Source organism: Paenibacillus sp. Soil522 (assembly GCF_001428245.1).
Lineage (GTDB): Bacteria > Bacillota > Bacilli > Paenibacillales > Paenibacillaceae > Pristimantibacillus.
Genome location: NZ_LMRV01000044.1, coordinates 108,944 through 129,628 on the forward strand (window position 1 = coordinate 108,944; position 20,685 = coordinate 129,628).

Annotated in this window: 22 protein-coding genes and 1 pseudogene; 17 read left to right on the forward strand and 6 right to left on the reverse strand. The window is 45.2% G+C overall.

The window, feature by feature from the left end; all coding sequences use genetic code 11:
• Window positions 1–69: 69 nt before the first annotated feature.
• On the reverse strand, window positions 70–798 hold the full coding sequence (locus ASG81_RS14225) for a hypothetical protein (RefSeq protein ID WP_056635127.1): 729 nt from the start codon (window positions 796–798) through the stop codon (window positions 70–72).
• 368 nt (window positions 799–1,166) lie between these two features.
• Here ASG81_RS14225 and coxB point away from each other — a divergent pair, with 368 nt between their 5' ends.
• From coxB to ASG81_RS14270, 9 genes are all read left to right on the forward strand, one after another.
• The gene (coxB, locus tag ASG81_RS14230; RefSeq protein WP_056635129.1) at window positions 1,167–2,216 is read left to right on the forward strand and encodes a cytochrome c oxidase subunit II; all 1,050 of its coding nucleotides are present in this window, start codon (window positions 1,167–1,169) and stop codon (window positions 2,214–2,216) included.
• Window positions 2,217–2,290: 74 nt separating this feature from the next.
• Window positions 2,291–4,138: a cytochrome c oxidase subunit I gene (ctaD, locus tag ASG81_RS14235; RefSeq protein WP_056635686.1), complete on the forward strand. Its 1,848-nt coding sequence runs from the start codon at window positions 2,291–2,293 to the stop codon at window positions 4,136–4,138.
• On the forward strand, window positions 4,135–4,752 hold the full coding sequence (locus ASG81_RS14240; RefSeq protein ID WP_056635130.1) for a cytochrome (ubi)quinol oxidase subunit III: 618 nt from the start codon (window positions 4,135–4,137) through the stop codon (window positions 4,750–4,752). The genes ctaD and ASG81_RS14240 overlap by 4 nt, the downstream gene beginning before the upstream one ends.
• Window positions 4,753–4,755: 3 nt before the next feature.
• Window positions 4,756–5,073, forward strand: a complete 318-nt coding sequence (locus ASG81_RS14245; protein ID WP_056635132.1) for a cytochrome C oxidase subunit IV family protein — start codon at window positions 4,756–4,758, stop codon at window positions 5,071–5,073.
• A gap of 93 nt (window positions 5,074–5,166) precedes the next feature.
• On the forward strand, window positions 5,167–6,063 hold the full coding sequence (gene ctaG, locus ASG81_RS14250; protein ID WP_056635134.1) for a cytochrome c oxidase assembly factor CtaG: 897 nt from the start codon (window positions 5,167–5,169) through the stop codon (window positions 6,061–6,063).
• A 53-nt stretch (window positions 6,064–6,116) separates the two neighbouring features.
• Entirely contained in the window at window positions 6,117–6,563 is a 447-nt protein-coding gene (locus ASG81_RS14255) for a DUF420 domain-containing protein (protein ID WP_442952881.1), read from the forward strand.
• 232 nt (window positions 6,564–6,795) lie between these two features.
• Window positions 6,796–7,701, forward strand: coding sequence for an ABC transporter ATP-binding protein (locus ASG81_RS14260; protein ID WP_056635138.1), 906 nt, complete (start codon window positions 6,796–6,798; stop codon window positions 7,699–7,701).
• Window positions 7,694–9,001 carry an ABC transporter permease gene (locus ASG81_RS14265; protein WP_056635140.1) on the forward strand — a complete coding sequence of 436 codons (1,308 nt, stop codon included), beginning with the start codon at window positions 7,694–7,696 and terminating at the stop codon, window positions 8,999–9,001. Before ASG81_RS14260 ends, ASG81_RS14265 begins: the two co-directional genes overlap by 8 nt.
• A gap of 304 nt (window positions 9,002–9,305) precedes the next feature.
• On the forward strand, window positions 9,306–9,530 hold the full coding sequence (locus ASG81_RS14270) for a hypothetical protein (RefSeq protein ID WP_056635142.1): 225 nt from the start codon (window positions 9,306–9,308) through the stop codon (window positions 9,528–9,530).
• 378 nt (window positions 9,531–9,908) lie between these two features.
• Here ASG81_RS14270 and ASG81_RS14280 read toward each other — a convergent pair whose 3' ends face one another.
• A complete protein-coding gene (locus ASG81_RS14280) occupies window positions 9,909–10,163 on the reverse strand; it encodes a hypothetical protein (protein ID WP_056635149.1) in 255 nt (84 codons plus the stop codon).
• 382 nt (window positions 10,164–10,545) lie between these two features.
• Here ASG81_RS14280 and ASG81_RS33990 point away from each other — a divergent pair.
• Window positions 10,546–10,863: pseudogene (locus ASG81_RS33990) on the forward strand (VOC family protein); the annotation flags it as partial.
• 35 nt (window positions 10,864–10,898) lie between these two features.
• On the opposite strand, the gene ASG81_RS14290 reads toward ASG81_RS33990, so the two are convergent.
• From ASG81_RS14290 to ASG81_RS32090, 3 genes are read right to left on the reverse strand one after another with little or no spacing between them, the layout of a single operon-like run.
• Window positions 10,899–11,117 carry a hypothetical protein gene (locus tag ASG81_RS14290; RefSeq protein WP_056635155.1) on the reverse strand — a complete coding sequence of 73 codons (219 nt, stop codon included), beginning with the start codon at window positions 11,115–11,117 and terminating at the stop codon, window positions 10,899–10,901.
• A 34-nt stretch (window positions 11,118–11,151) separates the two neighbouring features.
• On the reverse strand, window positions 11,152–11,313 hold the full coding sequence (locus ASG81_RS32085; protein ID WP_200961509.1) for a hypothetical protein: 162 nt from the start codon (window positions 11,311–11,313) through the stop codon (window positions 11,152–11,154).
• Between the two features lie 39 nt (window positions 11,314–11,352).
• Window positions 11,353–11,517 carry a hypothetical protein gene (locus ASG81_RS32090; RefSeq protein ID WP_200961510.1) on the reverse strand — a complete coding sequence of 55 codons (165 nt, stop codon included), beginning with the start codon at window positions 11,515–11,517 and terminating at the stop codon, window positions 11,353–11,355.
• A 130-nt stretch (window positions 11,518–11,647) separates the two neighbouring features.
• Between ASG81_RS32090 and ASG81_RS14295 the strand changes: the two genes are divergently transcribed.
• From ASG81_RS14295 to ASG81_RS14310, 4 genes are all read left to right on the forward strand, one after another.
• Entirely contained in the window at window positions 11,648–12,022 is a 375-nt protein-coding gene (locus ASG81_RS14295; RefSeq protein WP_056635158.1) for a hypothetical protein, read from the forward strand.
• 28 nt (window positions 12,023–12,050) lie between these two features.
• Complete coding sequence (locus tag ASG81_RS14300; RefSeq protein ID WP_056635161.1) at window positions 12,051–12,341, forward strand: hypothetical protein; 291 nt, start codon at window positions 12,051–12,053, stop codon at window positions 12,339–12,341.
• Between the two features lie 14 nt (window positions 12,342–12,355).
• Window positions 12,356–12,712, forward strand: a complete 357-nt coding sequence (locus ASG81_RS14305) for a spore coat protein (protein ID WP_056635164.1) — start codon at window positions 12,356–12,358, stop codon at window positions 12,710–12,712.
• 95 nt (window positions 12,713–12,807) lie between these two features.
• Window positions 12,808–13,833: a hypothetical protein gene (locus ASG81_RS14310; RefSeq protein ID WP_056635167.1), complete on the forward strand. Its 1,026-nt coding sequence runs from the start codon at window positions 12,808–12,810 to the stop codon at window positions 13,831–13,833.
• A gap of 180 nt (window positions 13,834–14,013) precedes the next feature.
• Here ASG81_RS14310 and ASG81_RS14315 read toward each other — a convergent pair whose 3' ends face one another.
• Complete coding sequence (locus tag ASG81_RS14315; protein ID WP_081417342.1) at window positions 14,014–15,465, reverse strand: GMC oxidoreductase; 1,452 nt, start codon at window positions 15,463–15,465, stop codon at window positions 14,014–14,016.
• Between the two features lie 192 nt (window positions 15,466–15,657).
• Here ASG81_RS14315 and ASG81_RS14320 point away from each other — a divergent pair, with 192 nt between their 5' ends.
• The 3 genes from ASG81_RS14320 to ASG81_RS14330 all read left to right on the forward strand — a co-directional run bounded on the left by ASG81_RS14320 (window position 15,658) and on the right by ASG81_RS14330 (window position 20,621).
• Window positions 15,658–17,358, forward strand: coding sequence for a sensor histidine kinase (locus tag ASG81_RS14320; protein WP_056635173.1), 1,701 nt, complete (start codon window positions 15,658–15,660; stop codon window positions 17,356–17,358).
• Entirely contained in the window at window positions 17,358–18,764 is a 1,407-nt protein-coding gene (locus ASG81_RS14325) for a response regulator transcription factor (RefSeq protein WP_056635176.1), read from the forward strand. The genes ASG81_RS14320 and ASG81_RS14325 overlap by 1 nt, the downstream gene beginning before the upstream one ends.
• A gap of 207 nt (window positions 18,765–18,971) precedes the next feature.
• Window positions 18,972–20,621, forward strand: a complete 1,650-nt coding sequence (locus tag ASG81_RS14330) for an extracellular solute-binding protein (RefSeq protein WP_056635179.1) — start codon at window positions 18,972–18,974, stop codon at window positions 20,619–20,621.
• Window positions 20,622–20,685 lie beyond the last annotated feature (64 nt).

The following is a 20,685-nucleotide window of genomic DNA, read 5'->3' on the forward strand; positions in this document are numbered from 1 at the left end:
ATGGCACGTAATAACAAAAGGCTCTTCAAGCGAAGAGCCTTTTTACTATATATAATAGAAGCGATTTTTTTATCGAACCATTTGGGCCTCGGAAGGGCTATAGGTTCCCGGCTGCGTAATAGGAGGAGGCATTTCCTTGCCGCCGGCAAAGTGATATTTCACGACGGTATTGAATTGGTCAATCCACGGCATAAGCGATCGTCCGCCCCAAGCCTCCTTGGCAAAATGATTGAAATAGTTCATGAGTTCCATGTTGGCGGAGATATGAACCTCTTGCACTGCCGGCGCCATCTCGCGTACTTTAAGCGCAACGGTTTGCTTCAGCTCATCCGACAAATCATTAATATCGTTGACTGAGAAATAGGAATTGTAAGGCGATACAAGAACCCGGCTGTAGCCGTAAGGACTCCCGGTATCATGATTATAGACGCCTTCAGTCGTACCGCTATTGTCTTGTTCGCTTTTGCCGCCGGAATTGCGAGTGCCGACAGCCGTCCAGTCGAGCATTAAGCCGACGTATGCGTTTTTGTCCGTTAGCATGACGATAGCGGAAGCCACGCCATTAAGAGCGGATACCTTTCTGGATAGGGCGGAACTGTATTCGAAAAAGGAATTTTCATGCTGATGCGGATTATTCGATACCGGACCGTAAGACTTGCTCTTAAGCATCTTTGGATCGTTGGCTTGACGGCTGCCGTAATCGGTATCGCTTCGCTGGACGAGCTCTTCGTAATTACAGCCGGCTGCCGCTATCATGACAACAGCGGAAAGCAGCAGTGCGGCCATTCGTTTAACCATAAAGAACGGACCCCCATTCATACGATAATGGCTTTAGTTTTTGCCTTGCCAGCGTAAATATACGTTTACATGCGCATACATAATTGACCATGGGTTTGGTGCACAATGTAGGATAGATTGAAAACCGCTTCGGCCTGTTGAACATCGTTCTCAAACCTGTCAAAAACGTTGCAATGATGCGTTTTTGACAGGTTTGAGAACAATTTGTGAACTCTCTGTGGAACATTGACAAATAGGGTCTTCAACTTTATATTTAATAAAGTGATTTAAGTTGCAGGAGTTGTAATAACATCTGTGAAACTACGCAGCCCGCCGCATGCCACGTGAAAATTAGGCAGCTGCGAAAACGTCAAAAGTGGGGTTGATTAATGATGAAACGGTGGCGATTTGTAAAACGGCTTGCGCCGCTAATGGCCATGATGGTACTGGTGCTGGCGGCTTGCGGGCGGAGTGATTTGTCGACGCTGAATCCTCAGGGGCCTGTAGCGGAAGAGCAATTCGGACTGATGAAGCTGGCAATTTTAATCATGTTAGTCGTGATTGTTGCCGTATTTGCGATTTCTTTGTATGTAATTATTCGTTTTCGCAGACGTCCGGGGGACAAAACGATTCCTAAGCAAGTAGAAGGAAATCATAAGCTGGAGATCATTTGGACAGTTATTCCAATCATCATGCTTATCATTTTAGGTGTTCCAACTGTTCAATCCGTCTTTAACTTAGCGAAAGACTACAGTAAAGATCCGGAAGCGGTACAGGTAATCGTTACTTCGCACCAATACTGGTGGGAGTTTGAATACCCGGATTACGGAGTGAAAACAGCACAGGAACTTATTATTCCAAAAGGCAAGACCATTTCTATCAAAGCGAAATCCGCTGACGTGCTTCACTCGTTCTGGATTCCATCGCTTGCAGGTAAAATCGATACAAACCCAGGCGCTAACGAAAACGCCATGTACTTCTCGGCTCCAAAAGAAGGCGTTTACCTAGGTAAATGCGCCGAGCTTTGCGGACCTTCGCACGGATTGATGGACTTTAAAGTCAAATCAGTGGACGAGTCCTCATTTGATCGTTGGGTAGCAGCGCTTCAAGAGCCTGTGGCTCTTCCAAGCGATCCGGCAATTGCAAAAGCATTCGAAAGCAAATGTCTGTCTTGCCATGCAGTAGGCGACCTAGGCGGACCAGCTTATCCTAACTTGACTGGTATCGGAAGCCGTGAGACTGTCGGAGGTATACTTGTTAACACCGATGATCCGCAATATTCCAATGAAGGTTCAGTTTACGATAACTTACACCGTTGGATCAGCAATCCGGATGAAATTAAACCGGGTAACCAAATGGGTAAAATCGATTTGACTGAGCAAGAAATTGATGGTATTGCTAAATATTTATCTGAATTGAAGCTTAACTACGAACAATAATTTATCGGTGATTGAAGGAGGTACCTACTTTGGCTCATGCGCATACGCATACGGTCAAACGTTACAGCGGTCTGATGGACTGGCTAACAACGGTTGACCATAAGAAAATTGGAATATTGTATATGATCGCAGGCGGATTTTTCTTCCTTGTCGGCGGTTTGGAAGCCATTTTGATTCGTGTTCAATTATGGAAGCCCCTTAATAACTTTGTTAGCGCGGATACATATAACGAGCTGCTAACAATGCACGGAACGACGATGATCTTCTTAGCGGCCATGCCGCTCATATTCGCTCTGATGAATGCGGTCGTACCGCTTCAGATTGGCGCACGCGACGTTGCTTTCCCTTTCGTTAACTCATTAGGCTTCTGGACATTCTTGTTCGGCGGCGTTTTGCTTAACGTCAGCTGGTTCGCTGGCGGCGCTCCGGATGCGGGCTGGACAGCATATGCTCCGCTTGCGGGTTCAACGTACAACGGTGACCACGGTATTGATTATTATGTGTTAGGTTTGCAGATCGCCGGTATCGGTACGCTTATCGGGGGGATCAACTTCCTCGTTACGATCATTAACATGCGTGCTCCAGGCATGACTTTCATGCGGATGCCGATGTTCACATGGACGGCATTCATCACGTCGGCGCTTATCTTGTTCGCATTCCCTGCTTTGGCAGTGGGCCTTGCGGCGCTTATGTTCGACAGATTGTTTGACGCCAATTTCTTTGATCCTTCAGGCGGCGGTAATTCGGTCCTTTGGGAGCATATCTTCTGGATTTTCGGGCATCCTGAGGTTTATATCCTCATCCTGCCGTCCTTCGGAGTTATTTCCGAGGTAATAAGCACGTTCTCGCGTAAGCGGTTGTTCGGTTACAGCTCGATGGTTTTCGCTACAATCCTGATCGGTTTCTTGGGTTTCATGGTTTGGGCGCATCACATGTTCACGGTTGGTCTTGGACCGGTTGCGAACGCGCTGTTCTCGATTGCAACGATGCTTATTGCAATACCGACAGGTATAAAAATCTTCAACTGGCTGTTCACATTGTGGGGCGGCTCGATTAAATTCACTGCGGCAAACTTGTTCGCGGTAGGGTTTGTGCCAACCTTCGTAATGGGCGGCGTAACCGGCGTCATGCTGGCGGCAGCGCCTGCTGACTTTCAGTATCATGACTCCTACTTCGTCGTAGCGCATTTCCACTACGTTATCGTCGGCGGCTTGATTCTAGGTATTTTCTCAGGTCTTCATTACTGGTGGCCAAAAATGTTCGGACGCATACTGAACGAAACGCTTGGTAAGCTGACGTTCTGGACATTCTTTATCGGCTTCCACTTAACATTCTTCATCCAGCATTTCCTTGGCTTGCTCGGGATGCCGCGTCGTATTTGGACGTATCTCGACGGTCTTGGCTTTAATGAAATGAATATGATTAGTACGGTGGGCGCGTTCCTGATGGGTTTCGGTACAATCTTCTTCTTACTGAATGTTGTCGTAACGTCTTTCAAACCGAAAAATGCACCGGCAGATCCTTGGGAAGACGGTCGTACGCTGGAGTGGACGATTCCATCCCCGCCACCAGAGTACAACTTTGCTCAAACGCCGCTTGTACGCGGATATGATGCTTATTGGAAAGAAAAAGCGGACGGGCACACCAGCATGACGCCTGCAGAGCCAATTGGTCCGATTCATATGCCTTCTCCTTCGATCTTGCCGTTCTTTATGGGTCTTGGCTTGTTCATCGCAGGCTTAGGATTTATGTATGCTCCGGATTGGGGCAAACTGTTCGGAGTGTTTAATGCGGGTTATGCAGTAGGTATCGCAGGCTTGCTCATCTTGTTCGGATGTATGTTTTTACGTTCCGTAATCGATGATCACGGCTTCCACATTGAAGAAGAAGAAATCCTTAGAGATTTGGGGGGGAAAGCATGAGCGCGCATTCGCATGTAGAAGGTCAATTGCCTCATGAGCCCGAGAAGGCGACCCTCGAGGGACGCAATAAAGTATTAGGCTTCTGGTTATTTCTAGGTGGCGAGACCGTATTGTTCGGAACGTTGTTCTCTGCGTTCCTTGCTCTTCGCCACCAAGTGCTTGACGGTCCGCACGCAGATGAACTGTTCAAGCTTCCGATCGTAGCACTCGCGACTGCTCTCTTGTTAACGTCAAGCTTGACTAGTGTATTCGCTATCCATGCGATGCACACGAACAAAGCGAAAGCGTTAATTAGTTGGCTGATCGTAACCGTAATTCTTGGCGCAGGCTTCCTTGGCCTCGAGATTTACGAATTCTACCACTATGTACATGAAGGCCACGGCTTTACGACGAGCGCATTCAGCTCCTCGTTCTACACGCTCGTTGGTTTCCACGGCGCACACGTTGCTTTCGGTATTACATGGATCACGTTGATTATCATTCAACTCGCAAGAAAAGGCTTGACTGTCGTTACCGCACCGAAGGTTTATGTAGCCGGTATGTACTGGCACTTTATCGACGTGGTATGGGTATTCATTTTCACCGTCGTTTACTTGATGGGAAAGGTGGTTTAATCCATGGCAAGCAATCATTCAGCCACAGAGAAAAGCCCCAAGCGTCATAAGCTCGAAGGACCGAAGAAGCATATTATCGCATTTATTTTCTCCGTATTGCTAACGTTCATCGCATTTGCGACTGTTATCAGCGGAGAAATAAATAAAGATTTTATTTACATTATTTTAATGGGCTTAGCTGTTATGCAGGTATTCGTTCAAATGGCATTCTGGATGCATATGAAGGATCGCGGTCACACGTTCGCTATAATCGGTATTTTGACTGGCGTATTCATTGTATTCACTTGTGTCATTATGGCCGAGTACTGGGCTTGGTGGTAATACACCGTTTAATTGGAGGAGAGGAGGGTCCCGCGGCTTGGGTCCCTCCTCTTTTGTAAAAAAAGGTTAGCTTTATTGAAAGGAGCTTCCACGATGCTTGGCTTACAATATTTTCGCTTCGAAGAATTGTGGACCCCAATGTTTCTGTTCGGAATGGCTGCTGTTGTCATTCTATATTTCTACTTGATCGGTCCATGGCGGGTGAAGAACGATCCTGGGGCGCCAGCAGCAACAGCGCTGCAGAAGGTGATGTTCGTTTCAGCGGCCATTATGTTTTATTTCGTGCATGGAGGGCCTCTTAACCTCTTAGGCCATCTTATGTTTACTTTTCATATGGTCGATATGTCAGTGTCGTACTTGATTGTACCGCCGCTTGTCCTGCTAGGAGTACCCAGCTTCCTATGGCGCAAAATGTTCTCGGCTCCCTTTTGGAAAAAGCTGAGTCTATTTATGAACCCGATTGTTTGTCTCGTGCTGTTTAATATGCTGTTTTCTATTTATCATGTCCCTCTTGTCCATGACTATGTGATGACGCACTTTGCTGTGCATCGTCTTTATTATTTTGTATTGCTAATTACGTCATTTATGATGTGGTGGCAAATTGCCGATCCTGTACCGGAGTGGAGCAGATTAAGTGATTTGAAGCGGATGGCGTACGTGTTCGCGAACGGCATGCTTCTAACGCCGGCTTGCGCTTTAATTATTTTCGCCAAAACATCTATGTATGCTATATATAGCGATCCTAACGTTTGGGTTACGGCGATGGGATATTGTGTAACTGGCGACCCAACCCGGTTGCTGGAAAGCTTTAGCGGTCCGCAATTTTTTAATTTGATGGACGTCGTAGAAGACCAGCAGCTTGGCGGTATCGTGATGAAGCTTGTCCAGGAGCTTATGTATGGGATCATTTTGGCGTATATATTCAAGCAATGGTTTAAACGCGAGCATTCGGAAGATGATTTGCCAAATACGAATACCGGTACGGCTTAGTACTAATCATTTTGACAACAATAGGTGGGGTAACGTTGAACAGTTATAATATTATGCCGACAATTAGCACCTTCTTCATCGTGCTTAGCGCTGTGCTGGTAGCCGTAGGCTGGAGACTGGCGATTAAGCGCAGGCTTGAGGAGCATCAGAAAGTGATGTTCTATGCTGCGGTAGCCGCGACAATCTTTTTTATCGTATACGTATCGCGGACGGTATTCGTAGGCAACACTTCATGGGGCGGGCCCGATAGCTTGAAGCCGTATTATCTCGTCTTCTTATTGTTTCATATCGTGCTTGCGACCGTTGCGGCCGTATTTGGCATTACAACGCTTACGCTCGGCTATAAGAAGAAATTCGCCAAGCATCGTAAGTGGGGTAAGGTTACTTCGCTTATTTGGTTTGTAACTGCAATTACCGGTACGATGGTATATATTTTGCTATATTTGATGTATCCGGGCGGGCATACGAAGCCGGTAATAGATGCTATTTTCGGATTATAAAGTAACGGACGGTTTGCAAAGGGAAAGCCATGCTTGCGAAAGAGATCGCTCTTTCGTAAGCATGGCTTTTTTTATGGAGGAATGCTGCAAAGCTAAATTTAGTGTATCGTTAAGATCTCCCATATTATTGAATAAGTGAAACGACTTTCCTTTTTTATCGTATTGATGGATCAGGATAGGGTGCTTGGCGTGTACGAGAAATCAGATCGAACTAAGTGAGGGGAGCAGCAAAATGAATTCGTTAAAAGTCGAGCAGGTCGTTAAGCAATACGGAGATAAAACAGCCGTCAACGGCATTAGCCTTGAGGTGAGTGAGGGCGAGATTTACGGCTTGCTCGGCGCCAATGGTGCAGGAAAGACGACAACGATGCGGATGGTGCTTGGCCTCATTTACCCGGATGAGGGCCGGATTTTATATAACGGGAAAGGCTACAGCAGCGATCAGCTCCGCAATCTTGGGTATTTGCCGGAGGAAAGAGGCTTGTATCCGAAGGTACGCGTCAGCGACCAGCTTATTTATCTCGCTCGGCTGCGCGGCATGTCGAAGAAGGATGCGGAGCTAAGCCTGAAGAAGTGGCTGGACCGGTTCGAGGTACCGGAGTATTACAATAAGAAGGTCGAAGAGCTGTCCAAAGGGAATCAGCAAAAAATTCAATTTATCGCAGGCGTTATCCACTCGCCCAAAATCGTTATCCTCGATGAAGCGTTCAGCGGCCTCGATCCGGTTAATGTCGAGCTGTTGAAATCAACGGTGAAGGAGCTGCGTGACTCAGGTACGAGCATCCTGTTTTCGACCCATCGCATGGAGCATGTGGAGGAGCTGTGCCGGAACATTACCATTTTGCACCGCTCGAACGTCGTGTTGAAGGGTAATTTGAAGGAGATAAAAAAGCAGTTTCCGAAGGAACGCGTCATTCTCAGCACGGAGCAGGAGGTAACCGGAATCGAGGGGATTACCGGGGTTACGAACGTTAACCGTCATGAATATGGCTATGAAGTAGGCATTGCTAACGAGGCTGTTGGCGGCGAGATTTTGCGTCATGCGCTGAAGCAGACGGTGATTACGAGATTCGAGATCAAGGAACCGACATTAAATGAAATATTTATTAAGACAGTAGGCGGTGATAGCCATGAATAACTTTTGGACGGTCGTCGGCTTTACGTTAAAAAACAAATTTAGAGGCAAAGCATTCCTTGTTACGACGCTTATTATCGCCGTTATTATGACTATCGCTATTAATCTTCCCTATATTTTTTCGCAATTCAGCAGCGGCGACAAAGTGACCAGCATTGGCTATATTCAATCGAAGCAGGCGGAAGGCTCGGCGACGGGCGATCAGCTTAAAACCTATTTCGATATGCTGGAGAAGCCGGGCGTGAAGCTGGTTCCTTATGCAGATAAAGGCTCGGAGGCAGAGAACGAGAAGCAGCTGAAGCAGGCCATTACAGATAAAGACATAAAAGGCTACTTGGCATTTGGCAAAATAACGGAGAGCGGCTTTCCGGAAATGACGTATAAATCCGAGAAGCTGCTCGCTTTCGAGCTGACTAGTTCGATCCATAACGGGCTTCAGTCTATTCGCCAGGCAGCCGTTCTGCAAAATGCCGGTTTAACGGAGGCGCAGCTGGCTTTGCTGAATGCGCCAATCCATATCGCAACCGTTCAAATTTCCGCGACGGAAGACGCAGGCCGTGTCGATCAAGGCAAGACGCCGGAGGAGCAAGGCGTTAATATGGGGCTCGTCTATTTTATCGTCGTCCTTCTGTTTATGGCGATCATGATTACGGGGCAATTAATCGCATCGGAAATTACGGCAGAGAAAAGCTCCCGCGTGATGGAGCTGCTCATTACGAGCGTGTCGCCGCTGAAGCAAATGTTCGGTAAAATCGTAGGCATGTTTTTGGTAGGACTCATCCAAATTTCCATTTATGTGATCGTCATCATCGTAAACGTGAATTTGCCGCATAACGATAAAATGCTAGGCCAGTTCAATATAGATTTAACGAAGATCGATCCTGAGCTGCTGATGTACGCGGCCTTGTTCTACTTAACCGGCTACTTCTTGTTCGCCACATTATTCGCAGCGGTTGGCTCAATCGTCAGCCGTACGGAGGATTTAGGCCAGGCGGTGCTGCCCATAACGATGACCGCGATGGCCGGCTTCTATATTTCCATATTCAGCATTTCAAGTCCGGACAGCATCCTTGTGAAGGTATCATCGTTCGTTCCCTTCTTCTCGCCATTCGTTATGCTGCTGAGACTAGGCTTGACCGATCCGCCGCTATGGGAAGTGTGGGCATCCATTGGTATTCTTCTCGTTACGATTTACGCGGCTGTATGGTTATCCGCAAAAATCTACCGCACGGGCGTATTGATGTACGGCAAGCGTCCGAGCTTTAAGGAGCTTCGTAAGGCGATGAAGGCTTATAAGATTTAACTGCCTGTGGGACTTGTGGTTGTGGGTAATGTGTGGTGTCATAATTAATGAGAAAGCTTTCAAGATAAATGAGAAAAAGTTTTCAGAAATACTGAGAAATGAATAATGCAAGATTATGTATATAAATTGCGTGGTGATTAATTGTATTTCACAAAAGTTCTTGATTTTATGTAGAATACTAAGAGTTGATTTAGGAAGTGGTTACTTTGGGACCCGGGCATGCCGGAGGAGGAAGTGTGGCGCATGCGGTACGCCTGTTTGCGGACAAATTTGCGAAGCTGCGCAATCGTACTTAAAGCTTGCCGTGACGATTGGCATCAGTTTGCCTGCCGGCGAGCTCGGCCGGGCGGATGCGGCATACAGGGAAGCGGTGACTGCGATGCGGATGGCTATTGTCGGCGGTGAAGAAATCGTGGAATGCGGCATGTCCGAGCCGGAGAATTCCGCACTGTCTTATCCGGCAGAGCTGGATATCCGATTCGAGAACGCGCTTCGCGGCGGAGTGCGGAAACGGCCCTCGAAGTGGTGAAGCAGTTCGGCCAAAAGCTCCGAAGCCAGCGCTACAGTTGTGCGCTTCGCCTATAATCAGCTGCTCACTTCCGCGCTGCGTACGGCCAGTTTGCTCGGTATGCCCTTGCGGAGCATTTCGGGGATAAAGATCCGTATGCCGAGCTCGCCGGACGGCAGAGGCACGAGCAGGCGGTTCAATGGTTTGAAGACCGCCTCATCCGGCCGATCGCCCAGTGCGTGGCGGACCGGCAAAACCGTGATTATGAGAATTCGGTGCGCAAAGTCGTGGACTATATCGGAAATCATTATCACGAGGATTTGTCGCTGAATCGCCAGGTAGCTATCGCAAATTAAATAAAAAGTCCTAAATAAGATCCAACTCCCCCACAGAGGCAGATCAGCTTCTTGCTTTTCGCTGATCCGCCAGTAAAGCAACGATAGCCATGTCAAAAAGATCCCAATCGAAAGGATCGTCCGTCAAATTATTCGTCAAATAGGCTGCGACATCATGCAGATTGTTGGCACGAAGCTCGTGAAGGAGCTCATCCGGGTCGTCCAGAACAAGCAAATTGCGCTCGCGGCTGATCGTTTTCAACGCTTCGACGACATAGGCCGGCGTTCTTTCGGCCTCCCGCTCAAGCTCGGTTAACATAGTGATACCTCCGATATTATCGAGATATCACTATGTTTTCCCGACCTATGGAAAAATATTACTTCAACCGCCGCGCCAGCTCGTCGTCGGACAGCGCATGCGTGGCGCACCAAATAAAAGGGGATCATGCTGATGACGAGCGTGCGCGGGGTGCCAGTCCGATCCGCCAGAAAACCACTAAGTTTGGAGCCGATTAAGCTCACGATGCCTAATATGAAAAGAATGACACTCTCCACTCCTCCACTAAATGACATAACGGAGGTGAGGAATGGGGTAATATACGTATTGACCACCGAAGAAATTCATCATCAGTGGTGCGGTACTAGCGCCGCATGTATTGCTAACGGGCAATTAATTGAGTAAACGATTTGAGGTGATAAATATGGACATTAGAGAAACAGGCATTATTCTTTTCTGCGAGGATTACGAATTAGTATTAAAGTTTTATTCCGAACAACTTGGCATGAAAATCCGACAACGTGGTGAGGACTTATCTATTTTGGATTTCGGCGGCAGTTATCTCATGCTTGAGAAAAATGGTGGGGCTTCAGATAAAGAAAAAACAAGATCGCAAAATCCAACGGTTATTCGATTCAACGTTAATAATTTTGGTTCAGCCGTATCGGAGATTGTGGCACGTGGAGTAAATGTTGAGGTGAAGAGCTTTGAATGGGGAACGATAGGAGTAGTTATTGATCCCGAAGGAAATAGAAAAAGGTGTCTTCTTCTGTCTGCTTATTCAAGTTCCCGGCATTGTTCTTCTTCGCCGTTAAGCTCATTTTCCGAGCCAAATTCCGTTCCTTCAAGGTCCTGTCTCTCAATATGGCCTTTTATTGCAGCGATCGCATCCGCGTCAGAATTTTCGATCGGTTCCGTGCCGTCTTCGACGATGCGGGATTCATCATATCGATCATTACGTCTCGTTACGTTAGCATAGATTTCTTTGTCATTCATTAAAATTTCAATCCTTTTTATTCAATTGACTTTCTTAAAGGCCGCCGCATGATCCCTTGTATCCGTCATTCTCCTGCATTTCCTTGAGATGTTCGCGAATTTCCGGATCCTCCGGCATTTCTGCCACTATCTTTACTTCCGGTACCTGGTCCGTTGTTTCGATTCTCTGATTCTTTGCCTGATTTCGGTCTGCCATAGCGCATCTCCTTACCCGGGAAAAAATGCCTAGCGGATATTACTCTTCTTCAGCCTCTGTACCTCGGTTTTGCTGGAAACTTTTTGCCGCTACTTCTGCAGGCTCTGCGGAAAACTCCGTATCTTCTTCGTTTGCCATAGGCATTTTATTCATTTCGGTCGTCTGCACTTCTGCTTTGGACGCTTGGTTATGCTGCCTTGCCATGGATAACACCTCCTTAAAGATAAAATCAGACCCCTGTAGATTGCGTTATCTTCATGGATTATATGCAATTCATGCATAGTTAGGTTGATCGAAGTTCAAGCTATTGAGGAATCGAATAGGAGGTCAGATAATGGCAGAGAAAAATATACTTGCTTTCTTTAACAGTCCCGAACAGGCGAAGGATGCGCTGCAGCAGCTAAAGGGTTTGAATCTTATCGATACATCAATAGACCGGGTTAACGCCTACCCCGGAAGCGGAAGCGACCATGTGTCAAACCCGATCACCGGAGATATTCCAAGCCTCGGTTATCTCACTTTAGGCGGTGATTTCAACGACCGGAATGCCGGTATTTTAGCCGCCACCAGCGTCAGCGCGAGCGGCATGAGCGCAGGCGGTCCCCATAATACAGTTACCGGAAAAGACACCGTTCTTACGATCGTTGTCGATGAAGCCGATTTCGAGCAAGCGTTAAAGACTGTTCAGAATGCCGGAGCTCTCGTTTAATATTTCTAAAAAAAAGGAGTCGAATGACATGCAGCAAACCCAAGCTCAACAAGGCCAACAGCAGCAGCAGCCTCTCATGACGCAGCCGCCGCAAGTGATAACGACGAAAGATTACCAGTATTTAAAGGACCAATTGTCATGGGAGATATTGGCTATGAAAAAATGCCGTCACTTCTCCCAGGAAAGCACAAATTCCGAAATTAAACAGGCAATCGATAAGGCGGGACAAATGCATCAAAGGCATTACCAACTGCTCTTAAAGCATCTGCAAAATAACAATATAGAGGAAATGAAAAAAGTTCCGCAAATCCAGCAGTAAAAGGAGGATATAAAATGAATCAAAATCAGGCTTCCCAAGCGATCCAAAATCCGAAACCGGCTAATGAACCTCAGGTTAAAGGCCCGGAAATGAATGACCGCGACCGCGTCAATGACATTTTGGCAATGGAGAAATACTTAACTGACAGCTTTAACATATCGGCCCGGGAGGCAAGTCATTCTTATCTTCACCAAGATATTATGACAATCTTGAATGAGACGCATCAATGTCAATATGAATTGTTTGAATTGATGTTTAAACAAGGCCACTATAAATTAGAGGCGGAGCAACAGCAGAAGCTCGATCAAGCCTATCAACAGTTTAATAACTATTCGTCTCAATTCCCTTATCCAAATACCATGCTTCAATAGGTAAGGAGTGGCTGAGCTGCGAAGCGTTATATATGTTTCCGTCCCGGTTCGGGAACATTAAATGTTGCTGCACATTCATACGGGAGGCGAAAAGCATGCGGAATATCGAAATTAGGCCTAATCTTAAAACAGCCGGAGGAGAGTTCAGCGATATCATGGTGGGCGGGCGGTTTGCCGGCACTTTAGCATTGGTTTATCGCGAAGGAGACCGTATCACGGGATCCGTCCAGCTGGAAAAGGATTCATTGAAGCCTACTGACAAACATCGCGTCGAATCTTACCTGAAGGATTATATTCAATCCTTCATCCACGCAGTCCGGGCTGAAACATGCGATGTTGTCATGACGTTCAGCCGTTACGATCATATTGTAACTATGGATCAGGAGGATTATGAAGCTGAGACGGAGGAATATGATCCCCGAGACCAATCTGATTACAGCGAACGGCAACCCGCTTTTATTTCCGAAGAGGATGAAGATTCACCGGAGGATTGGGAATCAGCCGAGTACGAGTTGGTAATGGTGAACAAAAAGCGGAATCGAATCGAATATCATATTTACGACAACAAAGGAAAATGGATTGCTGAAGCTATCCTTAGGACTGACCATGCGGACATTTCGGGCGACGTACGCTGGGTTTTCGAGCCGGATGATAACGAAGTCCAAAATATTACTGAGCTGCTGGTTACAGATTTTGATGAAGAGACGATAGATACATTCATGATTAACCATAAATTCGACGGGGAACTATTAGAGACCGTAGAATTGACCCATGAAGATTTATTGGATACCCCGATAGAAGAAATTGGGGACATTCCGAAGAAGAAAGATTACAGCGTTATTTTAGCCCGTGATGACGGAGATGTATTAACTTACGAGATTTACCAACAAAGTGCAGGAAAGCTGCCGATCGGTACCGCCACAGTAAACATTGAGCATCGCCGATTAACCGGCTTCATTGATTTCCGTCACCGTTCAAACGTTAACAATGCAGAAGTCATTTCCTCCCTGCTGATGCAGGAACTTGACAAAGAAAAGGACTATAGCGGCTTAAACCTCTCTCTGATGTTCAAAAATGAACTGGTAGACGAGCTTATTTTTGATAACGAGCCCGTACATTAATTAAATTGACTAATGATGAGTCAGTCAGGATAGATTGAACCGGGCACCTGCTGAAATCAATAAGCTTATCAGGAGGCATGTTTCTATCGTAGGATTACGATAGAAACATGCCTCTTCATTCGATTAAAGTCCGAATCTATGAAAATCGAGGGGTGGTGATAGGGATTATGTTGCCTCCGGTCAATCCAATTGCCGGGAAACATAATCCGCCGTACGAATCGCCAGTGCAGCTGTAGTCAACGTCGGATTGGCAGCTCCTGTAGTTGGCAATACACTGTTGTCAGCGATATAGAGGCCGGATACGCCGTGAATTTGACCGTAGCGGTTGGTTGACGAGGTAGACGGATCATCTCCCATACGACACGTTCCCATTACATGATAGTCGCTTCCGGGAAGAGCTATACAGATTTCAGGCTGCTTGTTTGCTCCTAAGACAGAAGCAGCTTTATTTAAACGATCCGCCAATTGCGCAAGGATAGACTTATCTTTTTCACTGAAAGAAAAATGAACTTGAATCTCTGGGACTCCGTAAGAATCCCTTCTGCTGGGATCCAGGAAAAGCCTGTTTTCATAACGGGACTCCACCTTGCCAAAAGACCATGTACTAGCATGATATTCCGCAGCGTTATCGAGTGTTTTATATCTCTCGGAGATGCCAAACTGGATTTGATTCGTTTCTTTTTCCGTCTGCGGAATCAAAAGATTAACCGTTTGCAGGCTATTCCCGACGGCACTTTGTGGCTGCTTCACTTGGAAGCTTGATGACAAAAAAGAATGAATGGTTAAATAATGACCGATCGCTCTTCCTTTTATCCCGGAGGAAAGCAAGAGGCGCGGGGTTTGAAAAGCGTTTGCTGAAATGATTATGTTTTTTGCTTTTAATTCATAAGCTTTTTTCTCAGGAGTCATTACCTTAATGCCGTTGACTTTCCCTTGATCCGTAAGGACTTGTACGGCTCTGGCATTGATCGCCAAATCGAACGGCCGCTGCATGAAGGCTGAGCCTAAAAAGGAGATAGAACTGAAATATACGACAGGGCCATATTTGGCCGGTTCCAGATTTTCTGCCCGCGGAATGATAGTTGCTTCGGGAAAACCACCCTCCCAAAGACGGGTAAGGAACGATTCGGAAAGCGGATACTTCGTCTTTGTGACGGTCATTTGCTGTTCTGCGATATTGTAATATAACTCCAATTCATTTCGATCTATAGGATAATTCAACCATTCGGAAATGAACATGCGAGGGCTTGCCAAACCCCAGAACAAATTCATGCCTCCAAGACCAATTACTTCTCTAGCGCCAGGCAAGTCAGGAAGGAGATTGCCAATATGCCTTGAAATTTTTGGATTTAAAAAATAGTCATTAAATCTGAGCGTAGGAAGGTTTCCAGCATGGGTTTGTAACAAGATCGGTCCTGCTTCCACAACACCGATTTTTTTACCGGTATTCCGCAGCTGTTCACATAACCTCCAGATTGCCGCACCGCCGCCCGCCCCTGTTCCAACGACGATCACATCATAATCCGTTCCAGCCATTTCATCTAATGAAGTTAGTGGAATAAATTGATCCTGCAATTTCCCTGGAACCTGTGGGGGACAAAAAGGGATGCCGGTGAGATTTCTGTTTCGCATAAATATTCTCATTATTTTCTCAGTCCTTTTCTGACGACCTTATATAATGAATATTTACAGTCCATTATTTATATGTTCTTTTTTTGCATGATAAGGTTTCACAGTGCAAACGTTTCCCTAAAATTATCATGCATGCTAAAATGATTAGAAAAAAGTATGAAAATAGTTATGTATGGAGGGTTGTAGAAGAAAATGACGTTGAAGAGAAGAATTTTTTTAATATTTCTAGTCAGTTCTGTGGTGCCCTTTTTAAGTATTTTTATCATTTCGAACTACACGATTGACAAGATATTTGACAATAAAATTGAGAGCGGAATTAACAGTAATTTAAGACAAGTTGAACTTTCTTTAGGGAATTCCATAAGCAATCTAAATCATATTTCACAACAATTAGCATATGGCGGCAATATCGTAAAACAAATAGACGATGTCTTGTTCCAAACGATGGATCGTTATCAAAGAATACAAACTAAAAATCAGTTGAAAAGCGAACTGAACTTGATAACCTTTTCCAACCCCAATATTGGACTAGCGCTTTACTATATCCAGAAAGAAGATGCCATTCAATTTGAAAACTTCCCTGTAAAAGAAACATTTTCAGTAAATTCTTTGCCTTTGCTAGCTAAGTATTATGATATTACGTATTTCGGACCCCATAAAAGTATGAACGAGTCTGATAATCAAATCGTGTTGTCAGCGTTAAGAAAGGTAGGATTGCCGGATCGTGATGATGTCTACGTTTATATTGAAACCGGGTTTTCCTTGACCCAAAACATTCTAGATAACAATGAATATGGAGGAGGCTTATCTCATCTTATTTTAGACGGGAATGGTCGAATCGCTTATAGTGAGGTTCCGGAAATATTTATGAATGGCGCACAATTCCCCGATTTTTCGAAGGAGGAGGGGACCGGTTTATATAAAGATCATTACTGGTTTAAGCAGACCTCTAATCAAAATTGGAGTGTTGTTTCCGTTATTTCACAGACTGACTATCACAAAGAAAAAGACCAATGGATGCTTCAAATATTGCTGGTTTCGCTGTTTTTTATTTGCCTGACCATTTTGCTCGCTTGGATGCTTTGGAAGATGGTATACAAGCCGTTAAACCTTTTTCATTCCGAGATTAAATGGATGTCTCAAAATCGCTTAAAACCGCAGCTTGAAAAAACGAATATTCCCGAATTTGATTACTTATTAAGACAATTTTCCGAAATGAAGGAACAGATCTGGAATTTATTTAAAGAAGTAGAGCAAAAGGAAAAAATACGTGTAGATCTTGAAGTAGAAAAACTGCTCTATCAGATCAACCCACACTTCTTGATGAATACCCTTGATACTGTGCATTGGCTCGCCATGATCAACGGGCAAAAGGAGATTGACCGGCTCGTAAAGTCGCTGAACAAGCTGTTGTATTACAACTTGGGTAAAATGGGACAAGTATCAACCATTGAGGAAGAGATCGACGCGTTGAGACAGTATCTTGTTTTACAGCAAATTAGGTACGATTTTCAGTTTGATGTTCGGATAGGAGTGGACGAGAGTGTCCTAAAACAGCCCGTGCCGCGCTTTATACTGCAGCCATTGGTTGAAAACTCTTTATATCACGGCTTAAGCGATGATGGATATATTGAGGTCAGTGTCGCATTGGATAAAGATATTCGCATATCCATTCATGATAATGGAGCAGGGATGAAGGAAGAAACGATCCAAGAGATCCTGAATAATCGCACGATTGAACATAAGAAAGTCGGGATGGGAATTGGCATGAATTATGTTAAACGAATGCTGGATGCACGTTATGGAGATAATGCGAGTCTGGAAATAAAGAGTGAAGTCGGCAAGGGGACAAGCGTATTGTTGACTTTGCCTCTGAGCAGGGAGGATACGTGATGTCGATAAAAGTTCTTGTGGTAGATGACGATAAACTAGTTCGCAGAGGCCTGATTTCGTTTATGCCTTGGGAAGATTTCAGCATGGAGGTAGTCGGGGAAGCGAGTAATGGTGAGAAGGCATTAAAGTTTTTAGAATCACATGCAGTCGATTTGCTGCTTACAGATCTCTCCATGCCGGTCATGTCCGGCATTGAACTTATGAAGATCGCGCGAATGCGGTTTCCGCATCTGCATATGGTTGTATTGACGCTGCACCAGGATTTCGAATATATCCAGGAAGCGTTAAGGCTGGGCGCAATCGATTATATTGCCAAGGTGCAGATGGAAGAGGAACAGTTTGAAGAAATTCTTGGTCGAATAGCAGCACGTATTAACGAACAAAGAAGTCAAAGCATAAAATCGTTAAATCCGGATCAAGCTATTGCCGAAAATAAGTTTGCTTATGTGCTTTTATCCTTGAATCATGAAATTGATCATAATTGGCCTCATGAACTGCAGCTTTCTACATCTGCAGTCATGATGGAAGCGGATCGAAATTGCTCTGTGTGGTTTACTAAAGAAGAACAACAAAGTGAAGTGTTTGAAACATTATCGGAGAAGGTGCGTGTGGAACCGGAGAGCGTGCTGCTTATTTTATCTGACAAGGACGGGTACAGCTGGAAGGATATGCAACGCTGGTTTAGGGTTTATAAGGAGAAAGTTTTATTTTATGAATATCATCCTGATCACAAAATCATTAACGTTTCCCTGAGCGAGGATGTAAATGTCCATACCGAAACGGATGATTCAGTATTGGAAAAAGTAAAGGAAGGCTGGCTGTTCTCTACATGGTTCCATAACGATACTACATTTAATAGACTTATTCACGAAATGAAGTCGTTGAGGCTGCAAGAAAAACAATTAATAGGACTTCTATATTCGCTTGTTATCGAATGGAACCGTCTTTTTACTCAGACTCAATTATGCAAAATTCAAATGATCAACCCTGTTCATTCTTGGTTTCACGTAGAACAATGGTTAAGCAAGATCCGAAAGAGCATTCAGGATTCTATTGGAAATCCTGCTTACTCACAAGAAATCATGGATTGCATCACGAAGGCTGTTTCAATGGTTCAAGATGAGCTAAGCAAGCAGCTTACAGCAGCCGAATTGGCCCAACGATTAAATTTAAGCCGAGGTTATTTTAGCCAATGTTTTAAAGATATTATCGGAAAAACGTTCAACGATTATTCCCGGTCCATCCGAATAGAAAAGGCAAAAGAGTATTTGTTGAATACGAACCATACCATTGTTTGGATCGCGGAACAAACCGGCTACTCGGATGAAAAATATTTCAGCAGAATTTTTCGTGAATTGATAGGCGTACTTCCAAGCGAATATCGTCAAACTAATCGAATGAATTAGTACAGGAGACCCGAAATCCATGCAGGTAGATATATGTATGATAATAGGGAGGGAAATGTTAAGAGCAAATTGCCATTTGCGATCCTGGTCGCATGAATTGCCTTCATTTCTCTAACTGAACCTCCTCTCGCTATCTATCTCGGAGTGCTGACTTTCAGGTATATACTGAAACACGAGGCAAAAACTTAGCGAAAGAAGGGGACGTTAATGTTAAAAAAGATCACCATGGTGTTGCTTGCAGCATCAATGGTAGCGGTATCAGCGTGTTCGAATGGATCAAATGAATCAACAGCGGAAAAGCCGCAGGCAAGTGCTAAACCAGCCGTACCTGCCGATCCGTTCGGTAAATACGAAGAGCCGGTAACCATCACAACCGCTTACTCTGTAGACCCGGCCTTCAAGTCCACTAAAGGGGAAACACTTGAGAAAAATGCCTGGAAAACGGCGATGAAAGAAGAACTTAATATAGAAATTGATATTGCGTGGCAGGTATCCAAAGAAAATTTTGAACAGAAAATGAATTTGTCCATTGCCAGCAATGATTTGCCTGATGCTATGGTTGTCAGCCAAGTACAGTTGAATCAAATGGTGAAAGCAGGGGAATTGGAAGATCTCACGGAGGCTTACAATAACTATGCGTCTCCTTCTGTAAAAAGAATTATGGAAAGTACAAATGGTCTTGCTCATGAGCAGGTTACCTTTGACGGAAAGATGATGGCTATTCCGCATGTAGGTGCAGAAGACTTTAATATGCTGTGGATCCGTCAAGACTGGCTCGATAAGCTCGGCCTCCAGCCTCCAAAAACGGTGGAAGAACTGGAAAATGTGGCGAAAGCCTTCGTGGAGCAGGATCCTGATGGAAACGGTAAAGCGGACACCATCGGTATCGCTGCGGGTACGGGATTATACAATGATTTTACTGCCGGCCCAGGCGCCTTCGATGTAACGCCGATTTTTGGAGCCTTTCATGCGTTTCCGGGATTTTGGGTTGAAGACGACGACGGCAAGCCAGCGTATGGATCAATTTTGCCAGAGACCAAAAATGCGCTTGCTAAGCTGCGGGACATGTATGCAAACGGTTTGATCGATAAAGAAATAGGCATTCGCAAAGCTGCCGAAGAGACGGTCATTGGCGGTAAAGCGGGTATGTTTTTCGAAGGTTTCTATGGAGGATACTGGCCGCTGCCGAGCGCATGGCAGAACGATCCCAAAGCCAACTGGCAGGCTTATGCGGCGCCGCTGGATGCGGAAGGCAAATACAACGTCAAGGTAACTAACCCATCGAACGGTTACCTGGTTGTCCGGAAAGGATATGAGCATCCGGAGGCTCTAATTAAGCTGAATAATCTTTATTTGAGAGACGAAGCGATACACGGGCCTGATTTCATGCTCATCCGTAACTTCTTTGCGCCGCTCGACGAAATCGGTTTTGAATATAAGGCTATGCAAGAGGTATTGGCGGGGACCAAGACGCCGGAAGATTATGCAGACATGCCGGAATATAAATTGCTGAAAAATTCGTTGGAAACGATTAAAAATGCCAAATTAGAACCTTATGACAACCTGGATATTCAATATTGGAATCAGAGCGACAAAGATTTTATGCGCGCCTATTCCATTATGGTTGGGGCTAGAAACCATTCCGATCCAAATCTCAATAAAGTCAAAAGTCTTTCCTATACACGTACCGGAACCGTCGAGAAAAGATGGACGAACTTAGCCAAGCTGGAAAAAGAAACGTTCTTGAAGATTATTATGGGTTCTGCACCGCTTGATACCTTTGATCAGTTCGTTAAGGACTGGAAAAAACAAGGCGGCGATGATGTAACAGAGGAAATTGCAAAAACAATTAAATAAAAACTGTTACCAGGAAGGACGCCGACATAAAGACGGCGTCCTTTCCCTATGTCTTTCATTGCTT